17 protein-coding genes are annotated in these 23,624 nt (G+C 68.7%); 10 read left to right on the top strand and 7 right to left on the bottom strand.

Annotated elements, in window-relative coordinates; genetic code table 11:
- Positions 1 to 145: 145 nt before the first annotated feature.
- From C458_RS02250 to C458_RS02230, 5 genes are all read left to right on the top strand, one after another.
- On the top strand, positions 146 to 2,134 hold the full coding sequence (locus C458_RS02250) for a helix-turn-helix domain-containing protein (RefSeq protein WP_008572858.1): 1,989 nt from the start codon (positions 146 to 148) through the stop codon (positions 2,132 to 2,134).
- A gap of 199 nt (positions 2,135 to 2,333) precedes the next feature.
- A complete protein-coding gene (locus tag C458_RS02245; protein WP_004061909.1) occupies positions 2,334 to 2,966 on the top strand; it encodes a TasA family protein in 633 nt (210 codons plus the stop codon).
- A gap of 153 nt (positions 2,967 to 3,119) precedes the next feature.
- Positions 3,120 to 4,823, top strand: a complete 1,704-nt coding sequence (locus tag C458_RS02240) for a TasA family protein (RefSeq protein WP_008572857.1) — start codon at positions 3,120 to 3,122, stop codon at positions 4,821 to 4,823.
- Entirely contained in the window at positions 4,820 to 5,581 is a 762-nt protein-coding gene (locus C458_RS02235) for a signal peptidase I (RefSeq protein ID WP_008572856.1), read from the top strand. Before C458_RS02240 ends, C458_RS02235 begins: the two co-directional genes overlap by 4 nt.
- 7 nt (positions 5,582 to 5,588) lie before the next feature.
- On the top strand, positions 5,589 to 7,454 hold the full coding sequence (locus tag C458_RS02230; protein WP_008572855.1) for a hypothetical protein: 1,866 nt from the start codon (positions 5,589 to 5,591) through the stop codon (positions 7,452 to 7,454).
- Between the two features lie 34 nt (positions 7,455 to 7,488).
- Here the strand turns inward: C458_RS02230 and C458_RS02225 are convergent, their stop codons facing one another.
- Both C458_RS02225 and C458_RS02220 read right to left on the bottom strand, forming a co-directional pair.
- Positions 7,489 to 7,845 carry a hypothetical protein gene (locus C458_RS02225; protein WP_004061917.1) on the bottom strand — a complete coding sequence of 119 codons (357 nt, stop codon included), beginning with the start codon at positions 7,843 to 7,845 and terminating at the stop codon, positions 7,489 to 7,491.
- 65 nt (positions 7,846 to 7,910) lie between these two features.
- On the bottom strand, positions 7,911 to 8,933 hold the full coding sequence (locus C458_RS02220; protein ID WP_008572852.1) for an LLM class flavin-dependent oxidoreductase: 1,023 nt from the start codon (positions 8,931 to 8,933) through the stop codon (positions 7,911 to 7,913).
- Between the two features lie 345 nt (positions 8,934 to 9,278).
- Between C458_RS02220 and C458_RS02215 the strand changes: the two genes are divergently transcribed.
- Both C458_RS02215 and gdhB read left to right on the top strand, forming a co-directional pair.
- Positions 9,279 to 10,457: a M24 family metallopeptidase gene (locus C458_RS02215; protein WP_008572850.1), complete on the top strand. Its 1,179-nt coding sequence runs from the start codon at positions 9,279 to 9,281 to the stop codon at positions 10,455 to 10,457.
- A gap of 29 nt (positions 10,458 to 10,486) precedes the next feature.
- Complete coding sequence (gene gdhB, locus C458_RS02210) at positions 10,487 to 11,791, top strand: glutamate dehydrogenase GdhB (protein WP_008572848.1); 1,305 nt, start codon at positions 10,487 to 10,489, stop codon at positions 11,789 to 11,791.
- Positions 11,792 to 11,877: 86 nt separating this feature from the next.
- Here gdhB and C458_RS02205 read toward each other — a convergent pair whose 3' ends face one another.
- Together C458_RS02205 and C458_RS02200 are read right to left on the bottom strand one after the other, a co-directional pair.
- A complete protein-coding gene (locus tag C458_RS02205; protein WP_008572845.1) occupies positions 11,878 to 15,036 on the bottom strand; it encodes an FAD-binding and (Fe-S)-binding domain-containing protein in 3,159 nt (1,052 codons plus the stop codon).
- Between the two features lie 6 nt (positions 15,037 to 15,042).
- Positions 15,043 to 16,011, bottom strand: a complete 969-nt coding sequence (locus tag C458_RS02200) for a D-2-hydroxyacid dehydrogenase (RefSeq protein WP_008572843.1) — start codon at positions 16,009 to 16,011, stop codon at positions 15,043 to 15,045.
- A gap of 126 nt (positions 16,012 to 16,137) precedes the next feature.
- Between C458_RS02200 and C458_RS02195 the strand changes: the two genes are divergently transcribed.
- On the top strand, positions 16,138 to 17,448 hold the full coding sequence (locus tag C458_RS02195; RefSeq protein ID WP_008572842.1) for an amidohydrolase: 1,311 nt from the start codon (positions 16,138 to 16,140) through the stop codon (positions 17,446 to 17,448).
- The gene (gene ilvA / locus C458_RS02190; protein ID WP_008572841.1) at positions 17,445 to 18,752 is read left to right on the top strand and encodes a threonine ammonia-lyase; all 1,308 of its coding nucleotides are present in this window, start codon (positions 17,445 to 17,447) and stop codon (positions 18,750 to 18,752) included. The genes C458_RS02195 and ilvA overlap by 4 nt, the downstream gene beginning before the upstream one ends.
- A gap of 75 nt (positions 18,753 to 18,827) precedes the next feature.
- Here ilvA and C458_RS02185 read toward each other — a convergent pair whose 3' ends face one another.
- Together C458_RS02185 and C458_RS02180 are read right to left on the bottom strand one after the other, a co-directional pair.
- On the bottom strand, positions 18,828 to 20,192 hold the full coding sequence (locus C458_RS02185) for an aminotransferase class III-fold pyridoxal phosphate-dependent enzyme (RefSeq protein ID WP_008572840.1): 1,365 nt from the start codon (positions 20,190 to 20,192) through the stop codon (positions 18,828 to 18,830).
- 209 nt (positions 20,193 to 20,401) lie between these two features.
- Positions 20,402 to 22,036, bottom strand: coding sequence for a BCCT family transporter (locus C458_RS02180; RefSeq protein ID WP_008572839.1), 1,635 nt, complete (start codon positions 22,034 to 22,036; stop codon positions 20,402 to 20,404).
- 459 nt (positions 22,037 to 22,495) lie between these two features.
- On the opposite strand from C458_RS02180, the gene C458_RS02175 reads away from it, so the two are divergent.
- Positions 22,496 to 23,149, top strand: coding sequence for a hypothetical protein (locus tag C458_RS02175; RefSeq protein ID WP_004041279.1), 654 nt, complete (start codon positions 22,496 to 22,498; stop codon positions 23,147 to 23,149).
- Between the two features lie 75 nt (positions 23,150 to 23,224).
- Here C458_RS02175 and C458_RS02170 read toward each other — a convergent pair whose 3' ends face one another.
- Entirely contained in the window at positions 23,225 to 23,611 is a 387-nt protein-coding gene (locus C458_RS02170) for a Rid family detoxifying hydrolase (protein ID WP_008097267.1), read from the bottom strand.
- Positions 23,612 to 23,624: the final 13 nt, after the last annotated feature.

Below are 23,624 nucleotides of genomic sequence, written 5' to 3'. Positions count from 1 at the left end.
TCCTCGCCCTTTAGGGCGGGGAGGATGTCAATCCCGTCGCTGTCGGCGCAAACCAAACGAACAGTCCATGTTTCTCAGGCCGCCGCCCGGACCCGTCACCCGAACAGCTTATCCCGGTCGGTGTGCCACGGACGGCCGAACCGCCGTGACCGAGACGACAGACGAGACGAGTGCGGACCCCGTCACGGTCCTCCTCGTCGACGATAACCGCGACTGGCTGACGCTCGTCGTGCAGCGACTCCGCGAGGAGGCCCCCGACTTCGACGTGCGGGAGGCCAACAGTCCAGCGGGCGCACTCGACGGGCTCACCGACGACGTGGAGTGCGTCGTCAGCGACTACTACATGCCCGGTCGGACGGGCATCGAGCTGCTTTCCGAGGTCCGCGAGCACCGACCCGACATTCCGTTTCTCCTCTTCACGGGTGCCGGGAACGAGGGCCTCGCCAGCAGCGCGCTGTCGGCCGGCGCGAACGATTACATCGTCAAGACGAGCGTCGGTGACAGCGCCGCGGCGCTCGCCACGCGCGTCCGAACGGCCGTCGACAAGCACCGGACCGAGCGCGCGCTTGCCGAGAGCGAGGCGCGCTACCGGACGCTCGTCGAGAACGTCCGCGACGCCATCTTCGTCGCCCGCGACGGCGGCGTCGTCCTCGTCAACGAGGCGGCGACGACGCTCACCGGCTACGACCGCGCGGCGCTCACCGACGGCGACATCGTCGAGACGGTCGTCCACCCCGACGACCGGGCCCGCGTCCGCGACGCGCTCGACCTGTCGGTTCCGCAGTCGCTCGATATTCGCATCCGCGACCGCGCCGGCGAGACGCGCCACTGCATCCTCGACGTCGACTACGTCGTCGACGACGGGCTGCCGGGGTCCATCGGCGTCCTCCGGGATATCACGGCGCAGGTCCACCACCAGCGCCGACTCGAACGCGAACGCGACACGAAGGAGGCGATTCGGGAGATTCTCGTCCGGCAGTCCTCGCGCGTGGAGGTCGCGGAGTCGTTCTGTCGGTACATCGGGAGCGACCCCGACGCCGTCGTCGCGTGGGTGGGCGAGCGGACCGCGGGCGGCGGGCTCGACCCGCTGGCGGTCGTCGGCGACGAGTCGTATCTGCGCACAGCAGGCGTTCTCGACGCCGACGCGGCGGCCCGGCGCGACTCGACCGAACCGAGCCTGACCGCCTTCCGCGAGGGCGCGACGGTCGTCCGCGGCGTCGAGGGCGTCGACGGACGCGAGTCCGACGCGCCGGCGACCGCCCCCGACGCCGGGTGGACGGCGGCCGCCGGCGCGGACGGTATCGAAACCGCGGTCGCCGTCCCGCTTCGGTACGGCGGCGTCGACTACGGCGTTCTCGGCGTCTACCACCGCGGTGCCGACGACGACCGGGAGCGACGGCGACTCGAAGAGTTGGCGGAGACGCTCGGCTACGCCCTCAGCACCGCCGAGAGCCGCGAGGCGCTCGTGGCCGACGAGGTCGTCCGCGTCAGCCTCCGCGTCCGCGACGCCGACGCGGGGATTCTGGCGGTCGTGGACGCGCTCGGTCGCGACGCGGAACTCGTCGTCCACACGGTGTTGCCACGCGGCGACAGCGAGCGCTACTTCGTGACGGTTCGCGGCGCGTCCGAGGCCGCGGTGACGGACGTGCTTTCGAGCCTCGACGGGGTGACGCCCGGCGCCGTGACCGCCGACGGCGGGGTCGTCCGGGCGCAGTTCGACACGGCCGCGCCCTCGCTGGGGACGGCCGTCGCCGACGCGGGCGGCGTCCTCCACCGCGTCGTCGTGGCCGCCGGCGAGGCGACCGTCGTCGTCGACCTCCCCCGGCGGCGACCGGCCGGCCCGTTCGTCGAGGCGCTCGCGGCCGTCTTCGACAGCGTCACCATGACCGCGCGGCACCACCGGACCGTCGAGTCCGATATCGGCGCGAGCGTGCTGGCCGGCCTCACCGACCGACAGCGCGAGTCGCTCGAAGTCGCGTACCGGACGGGCTACTTCGAGCGCCCGAAACGCCGGAGCGCCGCCGAAGTCGCCGAGGCCATCGGCGTCTCGCGGTCGACGTTCACCCAACACCTCCGGGCGGCCCAGCGGAAGGTCTTCGCAGAACTGTTCGACGGCGAGCGCGGCGGTCGGTGAACCGACCGCTCCGATACGCGTTCGTCGGTTCCTCCGCGCTCCCGTGTCGGGAGCTATCACGTCGCTCGGTTTTTGCCGGATACCGCATAATGGTGGTATCGGCTTATTGCCGCGTAATCGAGTAGAGATGTCTGAAGGTCACCCCACCCAGAATATCACGGACGGGAGTGGGTGTGCGGTGGGCCGCACGGAGAACTCAATGGCAGACAAAGTATTCAAACTCACGCGACGCCGCGCCCTCGGGGGGCTCCTCACGATCGGTGCGGGAAGCGCCGCCGCCGGCGTGGGCACGTTCGCCCTCTTTAACGACACCGAATCGAGCACCGAGAACACGCTTCAGGCGGGGACGCTGAGCCTCGCCGACGGAGCCAGTTCCGCGAGCTTCAGCGCCACGGGTCTCGCGCCCGGCGACGAGACCGACACCTTCGAAGTCGACCTCGAAAACGACGGGTCGCTCGACGGCAGTCTCGACATCGACCTCACGCTGACCGAAAACGACAGCGACGCCACGGCCGGCGACGACGGCGACGCGGACGCCTCGGTGGCGGACCTCGCGGGCGTCCTCGACGTGACGACGTTCGAAGTCGGGAGCCTCGACGTGCTCGACGACCGCTTCGGCGGCTCGGCCACCCTCGCCGACGTGGTCGCGGCGAACAGCGACGCGGCCGACGGCGACGACGACTCGAACGTCCAGGACATCGACCTCGAATCCGGCGAGACGAAGACGTTCTCCTTCGCGCTGGCGATGCAGGAAAGCGCCGGCAACGAGTTCCAGGCCGACGGGCTCGACATCCAGTTCGACTTCGAACTGAACCAGCGGGACAGCCAGTAACGACCCGGTAGAACCGCCGGTAACGATCCGGCAGCACAGCCAGCAATCACCCTCGTTCGCGGGCGACGGGGACGACGCGACTCGGTCGCAGCCACTCCGACCGAGTCTCCTCTTTCGTCCCGGTCGTTCGGACGCACTCATCGACGCCACTCAATGCCGAACCAGACGCCAACGCTGACGCTCACTCGACGCCGCTTCCTCGGCGGGCTCTTCACGATTAGCGCCGGAAGCGCCGCCGCGGGCGTCGGCACCTACTCGGCGTTTTCCGACACCGAGCGCGCCGACGCGTCGTTCGGCGTCGGCACGCTCGACCTGACGGTCGACGGCGACGACGAGCAGCTCACGTTCCTCGAAGAGGTCGATATCGCGCCCGGCGACAGCGGCACCGCGTCGGTGACGCTCCGCAACCGCGGGTCGCTCACCGGCTTCCTCGATATCGACGTGCTCGGCGTCACCGACGACGAAAACGGCCAGTCGGAGCCCCCGGCGCAGAACGACCCCCGCGTCGGCGACGGCGAACTCGCGCAGGTGCTCGAAGTCCGCGCGTGGCTCGAAGCCCCCAACGGGTCGAAGACGTTCCTCTGCGGGAGTTCGGACTACGCGACCCTCGACTCGATTTTCGTCGCGGACGAGACGTTCGACCTCGATTACGAACTCGCCTCCGGCGAGTCGGTGGAGCTCTCCATCGCGTGGCGACTCCCGTCGAGCGCCGGCAACGAAGTCGCCTCGGACATCGCGGGCGTCGACCTCCGGTTCGCGCTCGACCAGCGAGCCGACTCGGACGGCGGCGCGACCTGTGAGGCCGACGACGGAGACGACGATTCGACGTCCGGCTCCGGCGACGCCCGCGACGCGATGGGCGGCTGGGACTGGGCGACGCTCGCCCGCTACGGCGAGCCCTACGATGGGTTCGTGTTTGGCAACTCGGAGCCGGAGAACTACGAAGTCGCGGTGCTGAAGCGTTCCGGTCCCTTCGAGACCCGCCTCCACAAGCAGAACAACGACTGGCAGCGCGCGTGGGTCTCGGGCCGAACCGAATCGTTCCGCGTCGACTTCGACGGCAGCAAGGTGACGATGACCGTCGGCGACACGGAGTACCCGGACAAATACGGCCAGAAGGGGCAGGGCGTCGGCGCGGACGACGTGGTCGCCCTCGGCGTCACGGTCTCCGCCTCCGCCGCGTGGTCGTCGGTCGCGGTCTCGGACCTCGAACTCACCGCCGACGGGCGGACGAGCAGCCTCGCAGACGTTTCGGTCGACGCGACCGGCACGAACCACGTCCGCATTCGCCGCGAGATGGACGGGTCGTTCTCGCTCACCGGCAAACTCCGGTTCTCGTGGCACCACTACTCGCACGCCGACCCCGACGGCCTCGTGATGCGCGTCGATGTCAAGACCGACGGCGGCCACCATCACCACACCAGCGCCGAAGACGACATCGAAGCGGCCGAAGTCGACACGGACGAACGCGACCCGGTCGAAAAAGCCGCTGAAGGCGACGAAGACGACGAGAGCGACGAAATCACCGAAGCAGGCGGAGACGACGAGCCCCACTCGGAGGAAAAGGACGCAGCCGAAGCTGACGAGAGCGGCACGGTCAACGAAACAAGCGGAGACGACGAGAGTCGCACGAGCGAAGACGCAGGCGACGAACCCGACCAGAGCGGGACGGTCAACGATACAGCCGGAGAACCCGACCAGAGCGGCACAGCTAAAGCGGCCGAGGGAACCGACGAGAAGCGTCGCCCGGGCGAGGATGCAGATGGTGAGACCGACGAGCCTAGCACGCAGACCGAAGTTGACGACAGCGACGACGACAGTGAGCAGGCGATGACGACGGAGACGACCGACCAATGAACTGGTCTCGCCTCGCCGCGGCGGCCCGCGTCCTCGGCGGCGCCGTCCTCCTCGTCGCCGTCGCGCTCGTCGTCGTGCTCGCCGCGCCGCAGGCCTTCGGGGCCGACGCCAGTTACACCGTCCTCTCCGGGAGCATGTCACCGACGTTCGACGCCGGCGACGTGGTGGTCGTCCGCGACGTGCCGCCCGCGGACATCTCGGAGGGCGACATCCTCACCTACCGAGCGGCCGGAAGCGCCATCACCGACGAGCGGACCGACCGCGTGACCCACCGGGTCGTCGCGGTGGACCGAAGCGGCGACAGCCCGGTGTTCCGGACGAAAGGCGACGCCAACGAGGATATCGACTCGGACCCCGTCGCCGCCGACCGCGTCGTCGGCCGCGTCTGGTTCCACGTCCCGTACCTCGGCCTCGCCGCGCAGTTCGCCCAGTCGAGGCTCGGCTTGGTCCTGTTCGTCATCCTCCCCGGCGCGCTCCTCGTCGTGACCGAACTCTACTCGCTGTACGCCGACGCGGCGACCGAGACTGGAACTGGCTACGTCAGCGCCTCCGACGGCGGCGTCACGCTCTCCCCCGAGCGAACGGGCGTCCGTCTCTCGGAGCCCGTTGCGGTCGTCGACCCGTCGCCCTCGGCGTCCGCCTCCGCCTCCGCCTCCGCCTCCTCCGACTCGCCCGGCGACATGGTGTGGGTGACCGACCCAGCCGACCGCGCTTCTGACGCGGCGGCGACCGACGAGCCCTCCGAGGACGGGCGGTGAATCTCCCGTGACCGGCTCGGACGACGGGGACGCGTTCGACTCCGACTGGACGCCGGAGCGGTCGCCCGAACTCCAGCTCGCCGACGCGACGCGGTGTCGCCGCCTCGTCGACGCGTCGGCGGCCGACCGCGACGACGACGCCGAGCGCTTCGAGGAGGTCGACTTCGACCGTCTCTCGCGGGGCGACCGCGTCCTCTGTCTCCCCGGCGAGCGCCTCCCCGTCCACGGCGTCGTCCGGGCGGTCCGGCGTTGGGACCCGTCGTCGGCGTCGTTCGTCGGCGTCGACGGTGACGCCACGCTCGTCGAACGCGAGCGCGAGCGGTCCTCTTCCGACGAGGGTGACGGGCCGCGAACCGAGACGCGTCCGGTCGACGTCGGCGACGAAGTCGAACCCGGCGACCGGCCGACCGAGACGGCGCTGGTGGTCGAGTACCGCCCGCCGCGTGCGGGCCTGTTCCCGCTTCCGCTGTCGCTCGCCTCGCTCTTGCCGGCGAAACTTTTCGGCACGCTCTCGCCGCAGTTCTCGCAGGTCGTCGGCCGGGTGTTTATCGTCTTCGTCGTCATCGGCATCGTGCTGGTCGGAACCGGCTTTGCCGCTCCCGGAAGCATCGAACGCTTCCTCGACGACCGCGGTATCAACGACGTGCTCTCGGACCTCCGTGGCGACGACCCCGAGCCGTCGCCGCCGACCGTCACCGTGACCCCCCCGCCGCCGCCGACGCCGGACGCCCCACCGGAGGAAACGAACCAGTTCGAAGACCCGGACACTCCGACACCCGCGTCGACGCCGAGCGCGACCACAACGCCGAACCCGACCCCGTCGTCGCCCACGCCAACGCCCGCGCCGACGAGCAGTCCACCCCCGACCACCACGGCACGCGCTGGAACTGGCGGTGGCGTTGGAGGCGGCGGTGGCGGTGGAGGTGGTGGCTCCGGAGACAGTCAAACGACGACGACGGCCGAATCGTCGGTGTCGCCCGACCCGACGCTCACGGTCGAGGCCGCGGACCCGGCGACGGTCCGCAGCGTCGACGGGACGGTCGGGACGCTCAGCGGCCCCGTGACCGGGACGCTCTCGTGGACCGGCACGGTCGACAGCGTCGTGCTCGTGGTGAACGCGTGGGTCCCCGACGACGGCTGGCAGGAAGAGCGGCGCGTCACGCTCCGGGAGTCGAGTCCCGTGGACATCGCCACCGCACTCGGCTCCGACGTGACGTACGCCGGGGGGAACCGAACCGCCGGCTTCGCCGCCACCGACGACGGCGAGACGACCGTCACGACGGGCTACGTCTCCGTGAGCGCGGTGTTGTTCCGCGACTCGACCGAGGTCGCCCGCACCGGGGAGACGGCGTCGTTCGACGTGACCGTCGAGAACACCGCCGGGAGCGCCCCGGCGGGCGTCGACCTCGAACTCGGCTCCGGCGGGGCGGGTCTCTCGCTTCTCGACACCCGGTCGGTCGCCCCCGGCTCCGCGGGCAACTCGACGGGGACGCTCACCAACCGCGGACGCGACTCCGGCGTGTTGACGCTGGATTCGATGCCGTTCGAGTCCGCCGAAAACGGTCGCTCCGGCCCCGAGTTAGCGGTCGATTCGACCGGCGGGGCCGACGAGGGCGAACTCCACGAGGCGCTCGCCGTCAGACTCCGCGTCGAGCGGGCCAACGGGACGAGTTCCTACGTGCTCGGCAACGAGACGACGTATCTCGACTTCGTCGACGTGTGGAACGAACCCGTCTCGCTCGGCCGACTCGACGGCGGGGAGTCGCTGTCGCTCGTCGTCGAGTGGCAGATTCGGGAGGCGGCAGGCAACGAGATACAGACCGACAGCGTCGACGTGGAGTTCGTCTTCACGCTCGAACAGGCGACCGGCTGAGCCGTTCGCGCCTCGTTTTTCCGTCGCTCGTCGCTCAGCCGACGAAGAGCCGGAGGTTGAACGCCGTGGCGAACGCCCCGATGACGGCGAGCGTGACCGGCGGTAGGTAGTACAGCACCTTGTCGCCCACGCGAGCGCCGTAGACGCAGATGCCGAGACAGAGGAGGAACACCGCGAGCTTCGGGAGGACCAGCCCCCACCGTCCGAGAGCGTCCGTGCTCGCCACGAGGAGGGCGTTCGCCTCGTCGAACCGGCGCTCGTAGTAGAGAATCGTCAGCGTCGTGACGATGTCGCCGACGCCGTAGGTCGCCAGCGCGATGAGCCAGAGCAGCGAGAACTCTCTGGCCTCGAACGGCGTGTCCTCGAGCCGGAGATGACGGAGGCGTGACACACCTCTCATTTCGGGGACTGGGATATGAATCGTCCGGGAGACGGACTGTCTCGGAGACCGACGCGTCAGACGAGGCCGACGCCCTCTGCGAGCAGTTCGTGCGAGCGGAGGCCGTCTTCGTGATTGCCGACGACGTGTTGAATCATCATCTCGTCGGCCCCGACGCGCTCCGCGAGTTGGTCCAACAGCCCCGAAATCGTGTCGGGACTGCCGGAAATCGCGCGCGGCCACTCCTTCGCTCCGAGGGTCGCCGGCGTGGGCTCGGGGACGCCGCCGAGTTCGTCTATCGCCTCCTCGACGGTCGGTCTCGTGCCGACCTCGCCGCGGCGCATCCGCTTGTACGACGCCTCGGCCACCGCGCGGAGTCGCGCGGCCTCCTCGTCGGTCTCGGCGCAGACGGCGTTCACCGCGACCATGCCGTGTGGTTCGTCGATGCCGCCGGCGAGCGACGACGACTGGAAGCTCTCGCGGTACTCCTCGAAGGAGTGGACGGCGAACTGCGGCCTGATGAAGCCCGCGAAGCAGTAGGGGAGTCCGAGTTCGCCCGCGATGGTCGCGCTCGACGGACTCGACCCGAGCACCCACGGACCCGGCAGGTCGCCGTCGCCCCGCGGGATTTCGAGGTCGGCGTAAGGGTGTTCGTCGGGGTAGTCGTCGTAGAGGTGGTTGACGACGGCCTCGATTTTCTCCGCGTGGTCGCCGTCGGGGTCCTCGACGTGCCGATCCGTCCCGAGCGCTTGGTCCGCCGCCGGCGACCCGTTCGCCCGCCCGAGTCCCGCGTCGATGCGGCCGGGCGCGAGTCCGTCGAGCGCGCCGAACTGTTCTGCGACCTTGAACGGGCTGTAATGGTTGAGCAACACCGCGCCGGAACCGAGCCGAATCGAGTCCGTCTCGGCGGCGAGGTGGCCGAGCAACACCTCGGGCGTCGTCCCCGCGAGGGTGTTCGCCATGCCGTGGTGCTCGGCGACCCAGAAGCGCGAGTAACCCAGTCGCTCGGCTTGCTTGGCGGTTTCGACGGTGTTCGCGTACGCGTCGGTCGCCGTCCCACCCTTTGGAACCGGCGAGAGGTCGACGATAGAGAGGTCCATACCCCCGCCTCCGAGACTGCGAGGAATAACGATTGGGCTCCCAGCAGATGCGTACTGTTCTCGGTGCGCCGGTGGCAGTCAGAATTGTATTTATAGAACACAATCCCTTGGTAAAATAATCTGATTCATCCACATTAGTCACATAATTCAGATAATTCATATTCTTGAGGGACTCATTATTGGTGTGTGGAGGTACGGCCGGTGTCTGTGGCCATCTACATCGGTATTGATTTGTGAATAGTATACACTACCATCTGTCACCGTGGTGTTGGCGTACACAGTATCCGTGACCGAGGCCACAAAAAATTTTTACGGGCCCTATCCGATGGTTCGATAGAGGTTCCCATGCCAAAAGCCGTATTCGACAGCGCCGAGTACGACAGACGCATCGCCCGGACCAAAGAGCGGATGGCCGAGCGGGGGCTGGACGCGCTTTTCGTGAGCGACCCCGCGAACATGAACTATCTCACCGGCTACGACGGCTGGTCGTTTTACGTCCATCAGGGCGTCGTGGTCACGCGGGACCGCGACGAACCCGTGTGGGTCGGCCGCGACATGGACGCCAACGGTGCGCGCGCGACGACCACGCTGAGCGAGGAGAGCATCCGGCCGTACAGCGACGACCACGTCCAGTCGCCGCACGACCTCCACCCGATGGACTTCGTCGCGGCCGTGCTGGAGGACCTCGGCGTCGACGACGCTCGCGTCGGCCTCGAAATGGACGCCTACTACTTCACCGCGAAGTCGTACACGCGCCTGCAAAAGAACCTCCCCGAGGCGAGCTTCGAGGACACGACGCTCCTCGTCAATCGGGTTCGCATCAAGAAGTCCGACGCCGAACTCGACTACATGCGCGAGGCCGCCCGCATCTCCGAGAACGCGATGCAGGCCGGTCTCGACGTCATCGAGGCGGGCGTCCCGGAGTACGAGGCCGCCGAGGCCATCTACTCGGCGCTCATCGAGGGCACCGACGACTACGGCGGCGACTACCCGTCTATCGTCCCGCTGATGCCCTCGGGCGACCACACCGGCACGCCGCACCTCACGTGGACCGACCGCGAGTTCGAGGACGGCGACCCGGTCATCATCGAACTCTCCGGCTGTCGGCACCGCTACCACTCGCCGCTCGCGCGGACGACGTTCGTCGGCGACCCGCCCGAAGAGCTGTCCCGGCGGGCCGACATCGTCGTCGAAGGGATGGAGGCCGCGCTCGATGCGGTCGAACCCGGCGTCACCTGCGAGGCCGTCGAGAAGGCGTGGCGCGACACCATCGCCGCGTACGGCATCGAGAAGAAAGACCGCATCGGCTACTCGATGGGGCTGGGCTACCCCCCGGACTGGGGCGAACACACGGCGAGCCTCCGCCCCGGCGACGAGACCGTCCTCGAAGAGAACATGACGTTCCACACCATCCCCGGTCTCTGGTTCGACGACTTCGGCGTCGAACTCAGCGAGACGTTCGTCGTCACGTCCGACGGGGCGGAACCGCTGGCCGACTTCCCTCGTCGGCTATTCACAACTTAATTATGACTCCGGGTTACAGCCCTAATACGATGAACGAAGATGGCAAAAATCGAAACGGCGAGGCGGTCACCGACGGCGGCTCGGGGTCCGAACCCGAGACGGCGCTGGCGACCGCGCGACGGCAACTCGAACGCGCGGCGAGTCACGCCGACGTGGACGACGGCGTCGTCGCGCGCCTGAAGCACCCGACGCGAGTCCAGCAGGTGTCGGTCCCGCTCCGCCGCGATGACGGCTCACTCGACGTGTTCACCGGCTTCCGCGCCCAGCACGACGACGTGCGCGGGCCGTACAAGGGCGGGCTTCGCTACCACCCGGAAGTGACCGCCGACGAGTGTATCGGCCTCTCGATGTGGATGACGTGGAAGTGCGCCGTGATGGACCTGCCGTTCGGCGGCGGCAAGGGCGGCGTCGCGGTCGACCCGAAGACGCTCTCCGACGAGGAGCGCGAGCGGCTCACCCGCCGCTTCGCCGAGGAGATTCGCAACGTCGTCGGGCCGAAGAAGGACGTTCCCGCGCCCGACATGGGAACCGGCCCGCAGGAGATGGCGTGGTTCATGGACGCCTACTCGATGCAGCAGGGCGAGACGACGCCCGGCGTCGTGACGGGTAAGCCCCCGGTTATCGGCGGCTCGTACGGCCGCGAGGAGGCTCCCGGTCGCTCCGTCGCCATCGTCACCCGCGAGGCCGTTGACTTCTACGACTGGAACATCGAAGACACGACCGTCGCGGTCCAAGGGTTCGGGTCCGTCGGCGCGAACGCCGCCCGTCTCCTCGACGAGTGGGGCGCGAAGGTGGTCGCCGTCTCCGACGTGGACGGAGCCATCTACGACCCCGACGGCCTCGACACGCAGGACGTCGAGGGCCACGACGAGCGCCCCGGCATGGTGTCGGGCTACGACGCCCCCGAGTCGCTTTCGAACGAGGAACTGCTCGAACTCGACGTGGACGTGCTCATCCCGGCGGCCATCGGGAACGTCATCACGACCGAGAACGTCGATGCCATCTCGGCGGAAATGGTCGTCGAGGGCGCGAACGGGCCGACGACGTTCGCGGCCGACGCCGTGCTCGAAGAGCGCGGGATTCCCGTCGTCCCCGACATCCTCGCCAACGCTGGCGGCGTGACGGTCTCGTACTTCGAGTGGCTCCAGGACATCAACCGCCGCCAGTGGTCGCTCGAACGCGTCCACGAGGAACTCGAAGCCGAGATGCTCAAGGCGTGGAACGCGGTCCGCGAACACGTCGAAGAACGCGACCTGACGTGGCGCGACGCGGCGTACGTGGTCGCGCTTTCCCGTATCGGCGGCGCGAAGGAGACGCGGGGCCTCTGGCCCTGAGCGACTGCGCGTCGAGCGACACGTAATCGACGCCGGCCCCGAGGAGAGAGCCGCGATGCGACCCGATTTCTTTTTCGGCGCGCGTCTCAGTCAGCGACCGCGTCGGCGACTTTCTCTATCGGGTGCGGCGGGTCGTCGGCCGCGCCGTCCGTGTCCTCCAGTTGGGTCCGACACGACGCGCCGGGGGCGACGACGGTGTCGCCGCGGCTCCCGCTAATCTGGTCCGCGAGGATGCCGCCGATGGCCGTCGACAGCGAGTGGTGTTCGGCCTCGTAGCCGAAGCTCCCGGCCATGCCGCAACAGCCGGAATCGAGCGGGTCCACGTCGTAGCCGGCGCGCCGGAGGACACCGACGGCGTGGTGGTCCTTCCGCGTCGCCTTCTGGTGGCAGTGACCGTGGTACGTCAGCGTCTCGTCGTCCGCGCCCGCCGACGCGTCGCGGTCGAGATCCTCCACGAGACGCTTCGCGTCGAGGTACTCCATGATGCCGTAGGTCTCGGCGGCGACGCGCTCGGCCGCCTCGCTCGAAAGCAGGTCGAGGTAGTCCGACTGGAGCATGACCGCGTCCGAGGGTTCGACGAGGACGACGCTCCAGCCGGCTTCGACGCGGGGCGCGAGCGCGTCGACGTTCGTCTCGGCGCGCGCCCGCGACCGGTCGAGGAAGCCCTTCGAGTGGGCCGGCCGGCCGGTCGCGGTCACGTCGTCGGGAATCGAGACGTGGACGCCGGCGGCTTCGAGGACGCGAACCGCGGCCTTTCCCGCGTCGGGGTGGTTGTAGTTGGTGTAGCTGTCGGGAAAGAGAAGTACCCTGTCGGTCGCCTCGGCCGCGGGGACGCGAGCGCCGCCCCGCGCCTCGAACCAGTCTTCCAGCGATTCGCGGTGGAACGCCGGAAGCGACCGCTCGCGGGCGATGCCGACGGCCTTCTCCATGACCGTCCGCGCGCCCGGCACCTTCGCCGCCCAGTTCGAAAGCGGAGCGAGCCGCGAGCCCAGCGCGTTCAGGCGGTCCACCTCGGCAAACAGGTGGTCTCGGAGGCTCGCGCCCTCGCGCTGGTGGTGGGCGTGTTCGACCTCGGCTTTGAGCTTCGCCATGTCGACTTCGCTCGGACAGTCGCGGGCACAGCCCTTACAGCCGACACAGAGGTCCAGCACCTCGCGCATGAACTCGGTGTCGGTCGCGTCGGCGTCGAGGTCGCCGCTCATGGCCTGTCGGAGCATATTGGCGCGGCCGCGCGTCGAGAGTCCCTCTTCCTCCGTGGCGCGGTAGGTCGGACACATCACGCCGCCGGTGGTCGATTGGTCGCCCCGACAGCCGCCGCAGCCGTGGCAGAGCTCCGCCATCCCCTGAAAGCCGTTTTCGGTGTCCCAGTCGAGTGCCGGGTCGAAGCCGGCGTCGAACTCGTAGTCGGGGTCGAACCGGAGGTTCTCGGTCATCGACACGTCGCCGCAGACCTGCCCCGGGTTCAGGAGCCAGTCGGGGTCGAACGCAGTCTTGAGGTCGCGGAAGGCGTTCCAGAGGCGGTCGCCGTACAGTTTGCGGTTCCATTGGGTCCGCGCGCGGCCGTCGCCGTGTTCGCCCGACACCGACCCGCCGGCCTCGACGACGAAGTCGGTCACCTCGTCGGCGATGGTCTCGAACGAATCGAGGCCGTCGAGCGTCTTCGTGTTGACGAGCGGGCGGACGTGCAGGACGCCCGGCCCCGCGTGGGCGTAGAAACTCGTGTTGGCGTCGTGGTCGTCGATGACCTCGCGGAACCGCTCGACGTACCCCGGCAGTTCGTCGGCCGGGACGGCGCAGTCCTCGATGAAGGAGATGTGCTTCTCGTCGGTCGTCCGCGAGAGCAGGATGGGCGCGGCGGCCTTGCGCATCTCCCAGAGGCCCGCGCGGGCCGCCTCGTCGTGGGCTTCCAGCGCGTCGAACGCGCGGGCGTCGTCGTCGACGCCGGCCCCCTCCGAGGGCGTCGCCTCCGGCGTCACCGAAGGTGCGCGGGCCGTCAGCAGGTCAGCGACCTTCCGCCGGCCTTCGGCGTCGGAGTCGGCGTAGAACTCGACCAGCAGGGCCGCGCGGGTGCCGTCGGGGAGCGACGCGGCCACGTCGCGGAACTCGGCGGTGTCGAGCGCGAGGTCGATGAGCACGTCGTCGATGAGTTCGACCGCCGCGGGGTCGTGGTCGAGGATGGGGGCCACGTCGGCGGCGGCGTCGAACACGTCCTCGTAGGTGAGGAGCGCGACCGCCTTCGTCTCCGGGAGCGGTTCGAGCGAGACGGTCGCCTCGGTCACGACGGCGAGGGTGCCCTCGCTCCCGGCGAGCAGGCGCGCGAGGTTTACGGACCCCGACTCGCAGTCCGGGTCGGTGCCGGACCCGTCGGAAAGCGGGCGCTCCCCGCGGGCCTCCTCGACCAGCGCGTCGAGGTTGTAGCCCGAGACGTTGCGCTTGAGGTCCGGGTAGCGGGCGTCTATCTCCTCGCCCTCCTCGTCGAGCACGCGGACGACCTCGGCGTAGATTCGGGGGAGAAGCGGACTCGCCGGGCCGTCGGCACCCCACGCGTCGCTGTCGGGGTCGGCTTTCTCCCGGAGGTCGTCCACGCGCACCTCGCCAAACTGGTGGACGCTCCCGTCGGCGAGGACGACTTGGCACTCTTCGACGTAGTAGTCGGTCTTGCCGTACTTCAGCGAGTGCGCGCCGGTGGAGTTGTTGCCGATAGCGCCTCCGAGGACGCTCCGGTCGCCCGCGGCGGGGTCCGGGCCGAACGTGAGACCATGGTCGGCCGCGGAGTTATTGAGCTCCGCGAGCGTGACCCCGGCCTGCGCGGTCGCCGTCGCCGCCTCGGGGTCCACCGACCGGACCCCGTCCATGTGCCGCGAGAGGTCGAGGACGACCGCCTCGTTGACGGCCTGTCCGGCGAGGCTCGTGCCGCCGCCGCGCGGGAGGACGGGTATCTCGCGGTCGGCGCAGTACTCCACGACGGCCGCCACGTCGGCGGTCGAGGTCGGCATGACGACGCCGACGGGGAGCACTTCGTACGCCGACGCGTCGGTCGCGTACAGCTGTCGGGTGTACTCGTCGAACCGAACGTCGCCGTCGACGAGGCGGTCGAGGTCGGAGACGAGCGCCTCGCGGTCGGTGTCGCCGCCGACGTAGTCGTAGTCGGCGCGCGGGTCGTCGCTTGGGTCAACACGCTGGTCGACCTGCGAGTCGGCCCGCCGGTCGTCGCGAGGGTCGTCGGGACGTTCCTGCGTCGCCATCGGGAGTCAGTTCGGCTCGGCGGCCGGCACTTGGTTCTCCAGCTCCGCGCCCTCGTCGAGCCGTCCGAGGTTCCCGGCGACGATGTCGGCGAGGCGGTCCCAGTGTTTCGGCGTGTGACCGCCCGTGTGGGGCGTGATGAGGCAGTTCTCCAGCCCCCACAGCGGGTGGTCCGAGGGGAGCGGTTCGGGGTCGGTCACGTCGAGGGCGGCCCCGCGAATCTTGTTCGACCGGAGCGCCGATACGAGCGCGTCGGTGTCGACGATGCCGCCGCGGGCGGCGTTGACGAGCACCGCGTCGGTCGGCATCGTGGCGAACTCCGCCTCGCCGATGAGCCCGCGAGTCAGGTCGTTCAGCGGGCACGCGACCACGACGTAGTCGCTTCGGGAGAGCGCGTCGTGAATCGCGTCGGAGTCGAAGCCGGCGACTTCGTCGGTCGGCCCGCCCTTCGACGGGGTGTAGCGGATACCGATGGTCTCGACTTCGAAGCCCTGCAAGCGCTGGGCGACGGCCTGCCCGATGGAGCCGAGGCCGATAATCGTCACCGTGCTGTCGGTGAACTCGCCGGACTGGAAGTGCCGCCACTCGGCGCGCTCCTTGCGTCGCCAGCCCTCGTGGAGGCGGCGGGCGAACACGAGCATGTTGCCGATGGCCTGCTCGGCGATTCCGGGCGCGTGGATGCCGCCGGCGTTGGTGACGGCGACGCCGTGGTCCGCGAGCGCGTCCATCGGGACGTGGTCGGTCCCGGCGAAGGTGCAGGCGAACAGTTCGAGGCGGTCGGCGCGGTCCAGCAGGTCCTCGTCTATCGTGATGCCCGTGACCACGCGGGCGTCGACGACGAGTTCGCGTTCCTGTTTGGGCGTCCGGGCGAGCGTCACGGTCCGGTCCGGGAGGCGCTCGCGGAGCGCGTCGGCGTACGATTCCATCGAAAGGCCCTCGGTCCCCTCGCGGAGGACGACGATGTCTGTCTCGGTCATGATATCGGTCGCGCGCGTCGCGGGTGCGGTTGCTACATTTGGGTGTCGCTCTCTTAGTCTTTTTGTGTAGTCGGTGTCCACGGATACCGTTTATGCTTAAGTGGGTGGCGAGTGGTACGTGTACGCATGGCCGACGCCGTTCGAGCGCGACTAGCGGAGCTTCGCAGAGACCTCCATCGCCACCCCGAACCGGGCTGGTGCGAGTTCCGGACGACCGCGCGGCTCGTCGAGGAACTGCGCGATATCGGCGTGGACGAACTCGCCGTCGGCGCGGACGCCTACGACCCCGCAGACCGGATGGCCGTCCCGAGCGACGACCGACTCGACGAGTGGTACGAGCGGGCGCTCGACAGCGGGGTCGACCCGGACCTGCTCGAACCGCTCCGCGGCGGGACGACCGGCTGCGTCGCCGTCCTCGACCGCGGCGAGGGGCCGACGGTCGGCCTCCGCGTCGATATCGACGGGCTGTTCATCGAGGAGTCGGACGACGCGGGCCACGCCCCCGCCGCCGAGGGCTTCCGCTCGGAGACGGGCGAGACGATGCACGCCTGCGGCCACGACACCCACATGACGTGGGGGCTGGCGACGCTCGAAGCCGTCAAGAAGAGCGATTTTTCGGGTCGGCTCGTCGTGTTCTTCCAGCCCGCGGAGGAGATTTCGGGCGGCGGCGCGCCGATGGCGAAAAGCGACTACGCCGCCGGCATCGACTACCTCTTCGCGGTCCACGTCGGCCTCGACCATCCGACTGGCGAAGTCGTCGCCGGCATCGAGAAACCGCTCGCCATGTGCCACATCGACGCGGAAATCGAGGGGACGACCGCCCACGCCGGGAAAGAGCCGGAGGTCGGTTCGAACGCCATCCACGCGCTCGGAACGGCCATCGAGAGCGTCTACGGGATTCCGCGGCACTCAGACGGGATGACCCGCGTCAACGTCGGCCGGGTCGAAGGCGGCACCGCGAGCAACGTCATCGCCGACGAGGTCGAGGCCGTCGCCGAGGCGCGCGGCGAGACCACCGAACTCATGGAGTACGCGAAGGCCGAACTCCGCCGGCGGTTCGAGAAGGCGGCCGAACTGCACGGCTGTGAGGCGACGGTCGACGTGGTCAGCGAAAGCCCGCGGGCCGACAGCGACCCCGAACTCGTGGAGACGGTCGCGGACGCCGCCGAGACCGTCGAGGGCGTCGACCGCGTCGTCCCGACCGCCGACTTCGGCGCGAGCGAGGACGCGACGTTCCTCATGGAGCGCGTCCAGCGCGACGGCGGCCTCGCGTGTTACTCCGTCGTCGGCACCGACCATCCGACGAGCCACCACACCGCGACGTTCGACGTGGACGAACGAAGCCTCGAAACCGGCGTCGACGTGCTCACGCGGTCGATTCTGTCGGTCGCGGGGGTCGAGTCGGCACCGACAGTCGGGTCGGGAGCGAACCGATGAGCGACGGGCGCGTCACCGGGGAGTCGGCACCGCCGGCGTCCGAAATCGTCACCGCCGACGACGTGGCGGACGCCCACGAGCGCCTCGACGGCGTGGTCCACCGGACGCCGCTCGATAGCTCGCGGACGATAGCCGACCGCTGCGGGGCCGAGCGGGTCGACCTCAAACTGGAGAACGTCCAGCGGACGGGGTCGTTCAAGATTCGCGGCGCGTACAACGCGATGGCGCAACTCCCCGAGTCGGTGCGCGAGCGGGGCGTCGTCGCCTCCAGCGCCGGCAACCACGCGCAGGGCGTCGCGCTCGCGGGCGACCTGCTCGGTATCGACACGACCATCGTCGTCCCCGAAATCACGCCGGCGGTGAAAATCGACGCGACCCGCGGCTACGGCGCGGGCGTCGTCGTCGAGGGCGACCTGTACGAGGAGTCGTACGAACACGCCCTGCGACTCGCAGAGGACGAGGGACTGGAGTTCGTCCACCCCTTCGACGACGCGGCCGTCATCGCCGGGCAGGGGACCGTCGGCCGGGAAATCGCGGCCGACGCGCCCGACGTGGACACGGTTCTCGTCTCCATCGGCGGCGGCGGCCTCATCTCGGGTATCGCCACCGCGATGCAGGCGCGGGACCCCGAGGTGCGAGTTATCGGCGTCCAACCAGAGGGCGCGGCCCACGCCAAGCCCTCGCTGGAGGCCGACGAGATTCGCATGCTCTCCGAAGTCGATACCGTCGCCGAGGGCATCGCTGACGCGCGGCTGTTAGAACGAACCTTCGCGGTCGTCCGCGACCGCGTCGACGACGTGGTCTCGGTCGATGACACGGACCTCGCGGTCGCCACGACGGTCCTCGCGGAGCGGGCGAAGACGGTCGCCGAACCGGCCGGCGCGGCCCCTGTCGCCGCGCTCCTCTCCGGCGCGGTCGACGTCGAGGACGAGCGCGTCGCGGCCGTCGTCTCCGGCGGCAACGTCGGCCTCTCCGAACACGCCGAACTGACTCGCGTCGGGATGCAAGCGCTCGGGCGCGCCGTCGAAGCCCGCCTCGAACTCGACGACTGGCCGGCGGCACTGGGCGGCCTTTCCGAGGCCGTCGCTGCCTCGGGAGCCGAACTCGACCGCGTCGAGCGCGCCGCCCGAACCGCGTCCGACGCGCCGAATCGGGTTCCGGTCGAGGTCCGCCTCGACGGGAGCGACCCGGACCACCTCGCGGACGCGCTCGACTCGCTGTCGGCGCTCGACGGCGTCGAGGTCGTTTCGCACTCGCTGGGCGAGCGCAGCGGCGACTCTACTGAGCCGTTCGAGTCATCCTGACGCGTCCGGGAAAACCGGGGCGGCCCGTCTCGGGGCCGCATCTGTTTCGTGCTGTTCGTCTTCCGTCGCCGCCGCTCACGCGACCGCTTCGGTCGCCACGGCGTCCATCGCCTCGCAGAAGATGCCCACGCCCATCTCGATTTCGCGCTCGGTGGAGTCGAGCGGGGGCAGGAGGCGAATCGTCTTCTTCCCGCAGCCGAGGGTGAGCAGGCCGCGGTCGAGCGCCGCCTCGACGACGGCGTCGCGGCGCTTCTTGGTGTCGAACTCGACGGCGAGCATCAGACCCTTGCCGCGGATATCGACCACGTGGTCGGGCGCGTCGTCGGCGAGGAGTTCCTTCGCCTGCCGGCCGCGCTCGGTCGCGTTGTCGAGCAGGTCGTACTCCTCGATGGCGTCGAGCGTGAGCGCGCCCTGCATCGACGCGAGCAGGTCGCCGCCGCCGAACGTCGACCCGAGGCGGTTCTTCTCGGTCGGGAACACGTCGGACCGCGAGACGGTCGCGCCGACGCGGAGTCCCTTCGCGCTGGCGATGACGTCGGGTTCGATGGGGTAGTGGTCGGCGGCCCACATCTCGCCGGTGCGGCCGACGCCCGACTGAATCTCGTCCACGACGAGCGGGATGTCGTAGGTGTCGCAGACGTCGCCCACCTCGGCCATGAACGCCTCGCTCGGGAAGCGGTAGCCGCCGACGCCCTGAATCGGTTCGAGAATCGCGAACGCGACCTCGTCGGGGTTGACGTGGCCGCCCTCCGGCGACAGGGAGTTCCGCAACTGCGACCCGCCACCCGCGAAGAAGCCGCAGTCGCAGGCGTCGTCGTCCCCCGAACAGCCCGAGTCCGCGCAGAACGGCACCGTCTCGATGCCCGCGACCTGCGGGTAGTGGCGGGTGTAGACCTCCTTCGACTTCGTGAGCGAGAGCGTCCCGAGCGTCCGCCCGTGGAAGCTCCCCTCGAAGGCGTAGCCGTACTTCGCGGGGGCCTCGTGGTCGTGCGTTATCTTCATCGCGTTCTCGACGGCCTCGGCCCCGGAGTTCGACAGGAACACCGTGTCCATCCCGTAGTGAGAGGACACGTCGGTCAGCTTGTCCATCAGGTGGCTCGACCCGGGGAACTCGGCGGTCTCGGGGTCCGGTCCCGCGCCGAAGTACATGTCTTGGCCGGCGATTTTCATCGGCTCGACGAGGTCGAACTCCCGGAGCTTCGACAGCACCTTCTCGTTGTTGTAGCCGAGCGGGGCGGCCCCGATGTGGCAGGTGAAGTCCAAGAGGACGTTGCCGTCCACGTCGGTGACGAACGGGCCGTCGGCCTCGGCGGTCACGTCCCAGACGAACTCGTGGGAGTACTCGCTGGGCGCGGCGTGCTCGTGGTGGAACTCGACCCACTTCTCGGCGTTGGGTCCGGGCAGCGCTGCTGCGTCCGGCTCTGCGGTATCCCGATTCATACACAGGATTTGTTGATGCCGTACATTAAAACTTGGTATCACAAAAACTACCACGATTCGCGATGGGGGTCGTCGCTCGGCCGCACGTCCGAGACCACGGCGCGCTCGGTCAACGCTGGTCCTCGTAGAATGGAGAGCGACGGTGACAGGGGACGGAACGGCGACGGGGACAGAGACGGGGACGGAACTGCGGTCGGCTGGACTCGGCGTCAGTCGTCGTCGTGGCTGGAGACGTTCACGGCCGGCGCTTGCCCGCCGGTCGACTCCGATTTCCCCCAGAGGCTCGTCTCGTCTTGGAGGAGGAGGCTCCCGTAGTCGTCTTGGAAGGTGTGGATGAGCCCGAGCGTCGCAACCACGCAGATAATCGCGAACGGCGCGCCCGTGATAATCGCCGCGGACTGCAGGGCGTTCACGCCGCCGACGACCATCAGGATGGACGCGACCGCGCCCTGAAGCACGGCCCAGAAGATGCGGTTGAGTGCCGACGGCTCTTCCTTTCCGCCGGTCGTCATCATCGACACCGCGAGGGTCGACGAGTCGGCGGAGGTAACGAAGAACGTCGTCACGAGCACGAGGAACGCGAACAGGAGAAGCGGCCCGGCGATGGGGAGGTTGCCGAAGAGGACGTACCCCGAGACCGCCTCGCCGTACTCCGAGACCGGACCGAGGACGTTCGCCGCGCCCGTGTGTTGCATGATGACGCCCGCGCCGCCGACGATGGCGAACCACGGGACCGTCGCGAGCGAGGTCGCGCCGATGCCGGCGAACGCGACTTCGCGGACGCTCCGACCGCGCGAGATGCGGGCGATGAACAGCCCCGCGAAGGGCGACCACGCGAGCGGCCAGAGCCAGTAGAAGACGGTCCACGCGTTGACCCACTTACTGGCGCCGGTCGCGGTGGCCTGCGTGAACAGGCTCATCTGGAAGAAGTCGCCGACGAAGCCGCCGGTCGCCTGCGTGCCGAGTTCGAGGATGCGGAAGGTCGGCCCGAATATCAGCGTCGCGAGCATCAATAGGCCGAACACGACCATGTTGAAGTTCGAGAGCCGGCGAATCCCCTTGTCGACGCCCAACACCAACGAGATGGTGAAGATGACCACCATGCCCGTGATGACGAGGATGGTCCCCACGTCACCGAGCTGGATACCCCACTGGAAGTTCAGGCCGGTGATGAACTGGCTCCCGATGAAGCCCAGCGAGGTGGCGACGCCGCCGAGAGTCGCGAACACGGCGAGGATATCGACGACTTTCCCGATTGCGCCGTCGACGTTGTCCGCGCCGAGAATCGGCGTCAGCACCGCCGACACGCGGAGCGGCGCGTCGTAGTTGTAGACGAAGTAGCCGATGGCGAGGCCCATCACGGTGAAACACGACCACTGGGTCAGACTCCAGTGGAAGATGGAGTACTGGACCGCCAGCGGCATCGCCGCCGCGGACTGGGCTTCGGCCCCGTACAGCGGCGGGACCGTCGAGTAATGGAACAGCGCCTCCGCGGGCCCCCAGAAGACGATACCCGCCGCGAGGCCGGCGGAGTACATCATCGCGAAGTACGAGAGGAAGCCGTACTCGGGGTCCTCGTCACCGAGTTTCAGGTTCCCCCACGGTCCGAAGATGACGAAGCCCAAGAACAGGACGAACCCGAGCATCGCGATCAGGAAGAACCAGTTGAACGTCGCGAGAATCCACCGGCGAATCCCGAGGACGAACTCGTAGGAGCCCTCGGGGTTGAGGCTGAACGCGCCGACGAAAAGCAGCGTTATCGCCGCGCCGAACGCGAATATCACCGGCTCGATTTCGTCGAGGAACTCGCTGACCGCGCCGTTGGAGGAACTCACCGCCGACACCCCCCGTGAGTGACCGCGCCTCTCGACTCCGTCCGCACGGAGCCGTCACCTCCCGACTGACTGGTCGAGGCCCGCGCCCCGAACTGTGCGCCACGATGACCGTTGCACCCGTGTGCTGTAATGTGGTCTGTCATGCTATCGCTCCGACGGACACCATGCTACCTGGTGTCTCACGTCACGACAAGTGCAAACATTACCATAAAATTTGTGGTTATCGGTGATACCGAGAACGGAATCCGTTTACAAACGGTCGAAAAACCGGTGGTCGGTTCGATTTCGGTGGGTCGTCGCGCCGTGGCCGGGCGCGTCGCTCCGAACGGTGCCTCCTCGTTCGCGCGCTCCCGGCGTTCTCACACGAATTGTAGACAGAATCCGAGGAATCCCGGATTTCCGGCCCGTATCGGCCGAATTTCCGGTTCGTTCGTAACGCTTAATCGAATTCGTACACGCGTTCTGTATATGGCAAACGACGCCGACGGAACGGACGGCACCGACGACCTCGCCTACGCCGCCGACCGCGGCCGCGGCATCCTCACCCCGAGCGACCGCGAGTTCCTGCTCGGCCGGAAGACCGACTACACCGACCACTCGAAAAAGCAGAAGCGAAACCGGATTCGACGCCGCCTCCGCAACGCCATCCTCGATTTCACCATCCTGTTCGAGTCGCTCGAAGACCGCGACCGCGAGACGGTGTTCAACCCCGACGCCGCCGACCGCGAGGCGTACACGCGGGGCATCACCGACATGCTCGCCTTCCTCCACCTCGGGACGATGGGCTACTACACCCCGTTCAAGGACATGCTCGCCGAGGGCGTCAACAAGGCCGAACAGGAACTGGCCGGCTCCGACTACCGGATGGTCACGGTGGATTTCAACGTCGAACCGGTCGGCCAAATCGACGTCGACGCCGTCATCGACAAGCTCGAACGCGGCGCGTTCGACCAGCTCACAGACGAGGAGTTACAGGCGTTCGTCAGGCTCCTCGCGGAGTCCGACGACTTCTCTGCGACCGACCTGCGCGCCGACATGAAAGCGCAGATGTCCGAGTTCGTCGAGCGAATCGACGCCGCGAACGAGCGGCGCGACCGCCGAGTCGACGACCTGAACGACTGACCGGCGGGTCGCCGGTCCCCGGAACCTCGGCGGTCGCGCGGGTGCGTCCCCGCGCCCCGTCCCCGCATCCGCGACCTATCCGAGATACGCTATCGCGTCCATCTCGACTCGCACGTCGCCGGGGAGTCGCGCGACCTCGACGCAGACGCGGGCCGGCGGCACCTCGTCGAACCGCGCGCCGTACGCCTCGTTCACCCGTTCGTAGTCGTCGAGGTCGGTGACGTACACCGTCAGTTTCACCGCGTCGTCGAGGCCGTCGCCGCCGGCCTCGGAGACGACGGCCGCGATGTTGTCGAGCACGCGGTCGGTCTGTGCTTCGATGTCGCCGTCGACCTCCTCGCCCGTCTCGGGGTCGACCGGGCCGTAGCCCGAGACGTAGAGCGTGTCGCCGGCGACGACGCCCTGCGAGTAGGGGTTGTCCGTGCGCGGGGCGTCGTCCGTGATGACTCGTTCCGGTGGCATCGGTGGTGAGGGT

The organism is Haloferax sp. ATCC BAA-644 (assembly GCF_000336975.1).
Classification (GTDB): Archaea; Halobacteriota; Halobacteria; order Halobacteriales; family Haloferacaceae; genus Haloferax; species Haloferax volcanii.
This window is presented reverse-complemented; position numbering and strand designations above follow the sequence as displayed.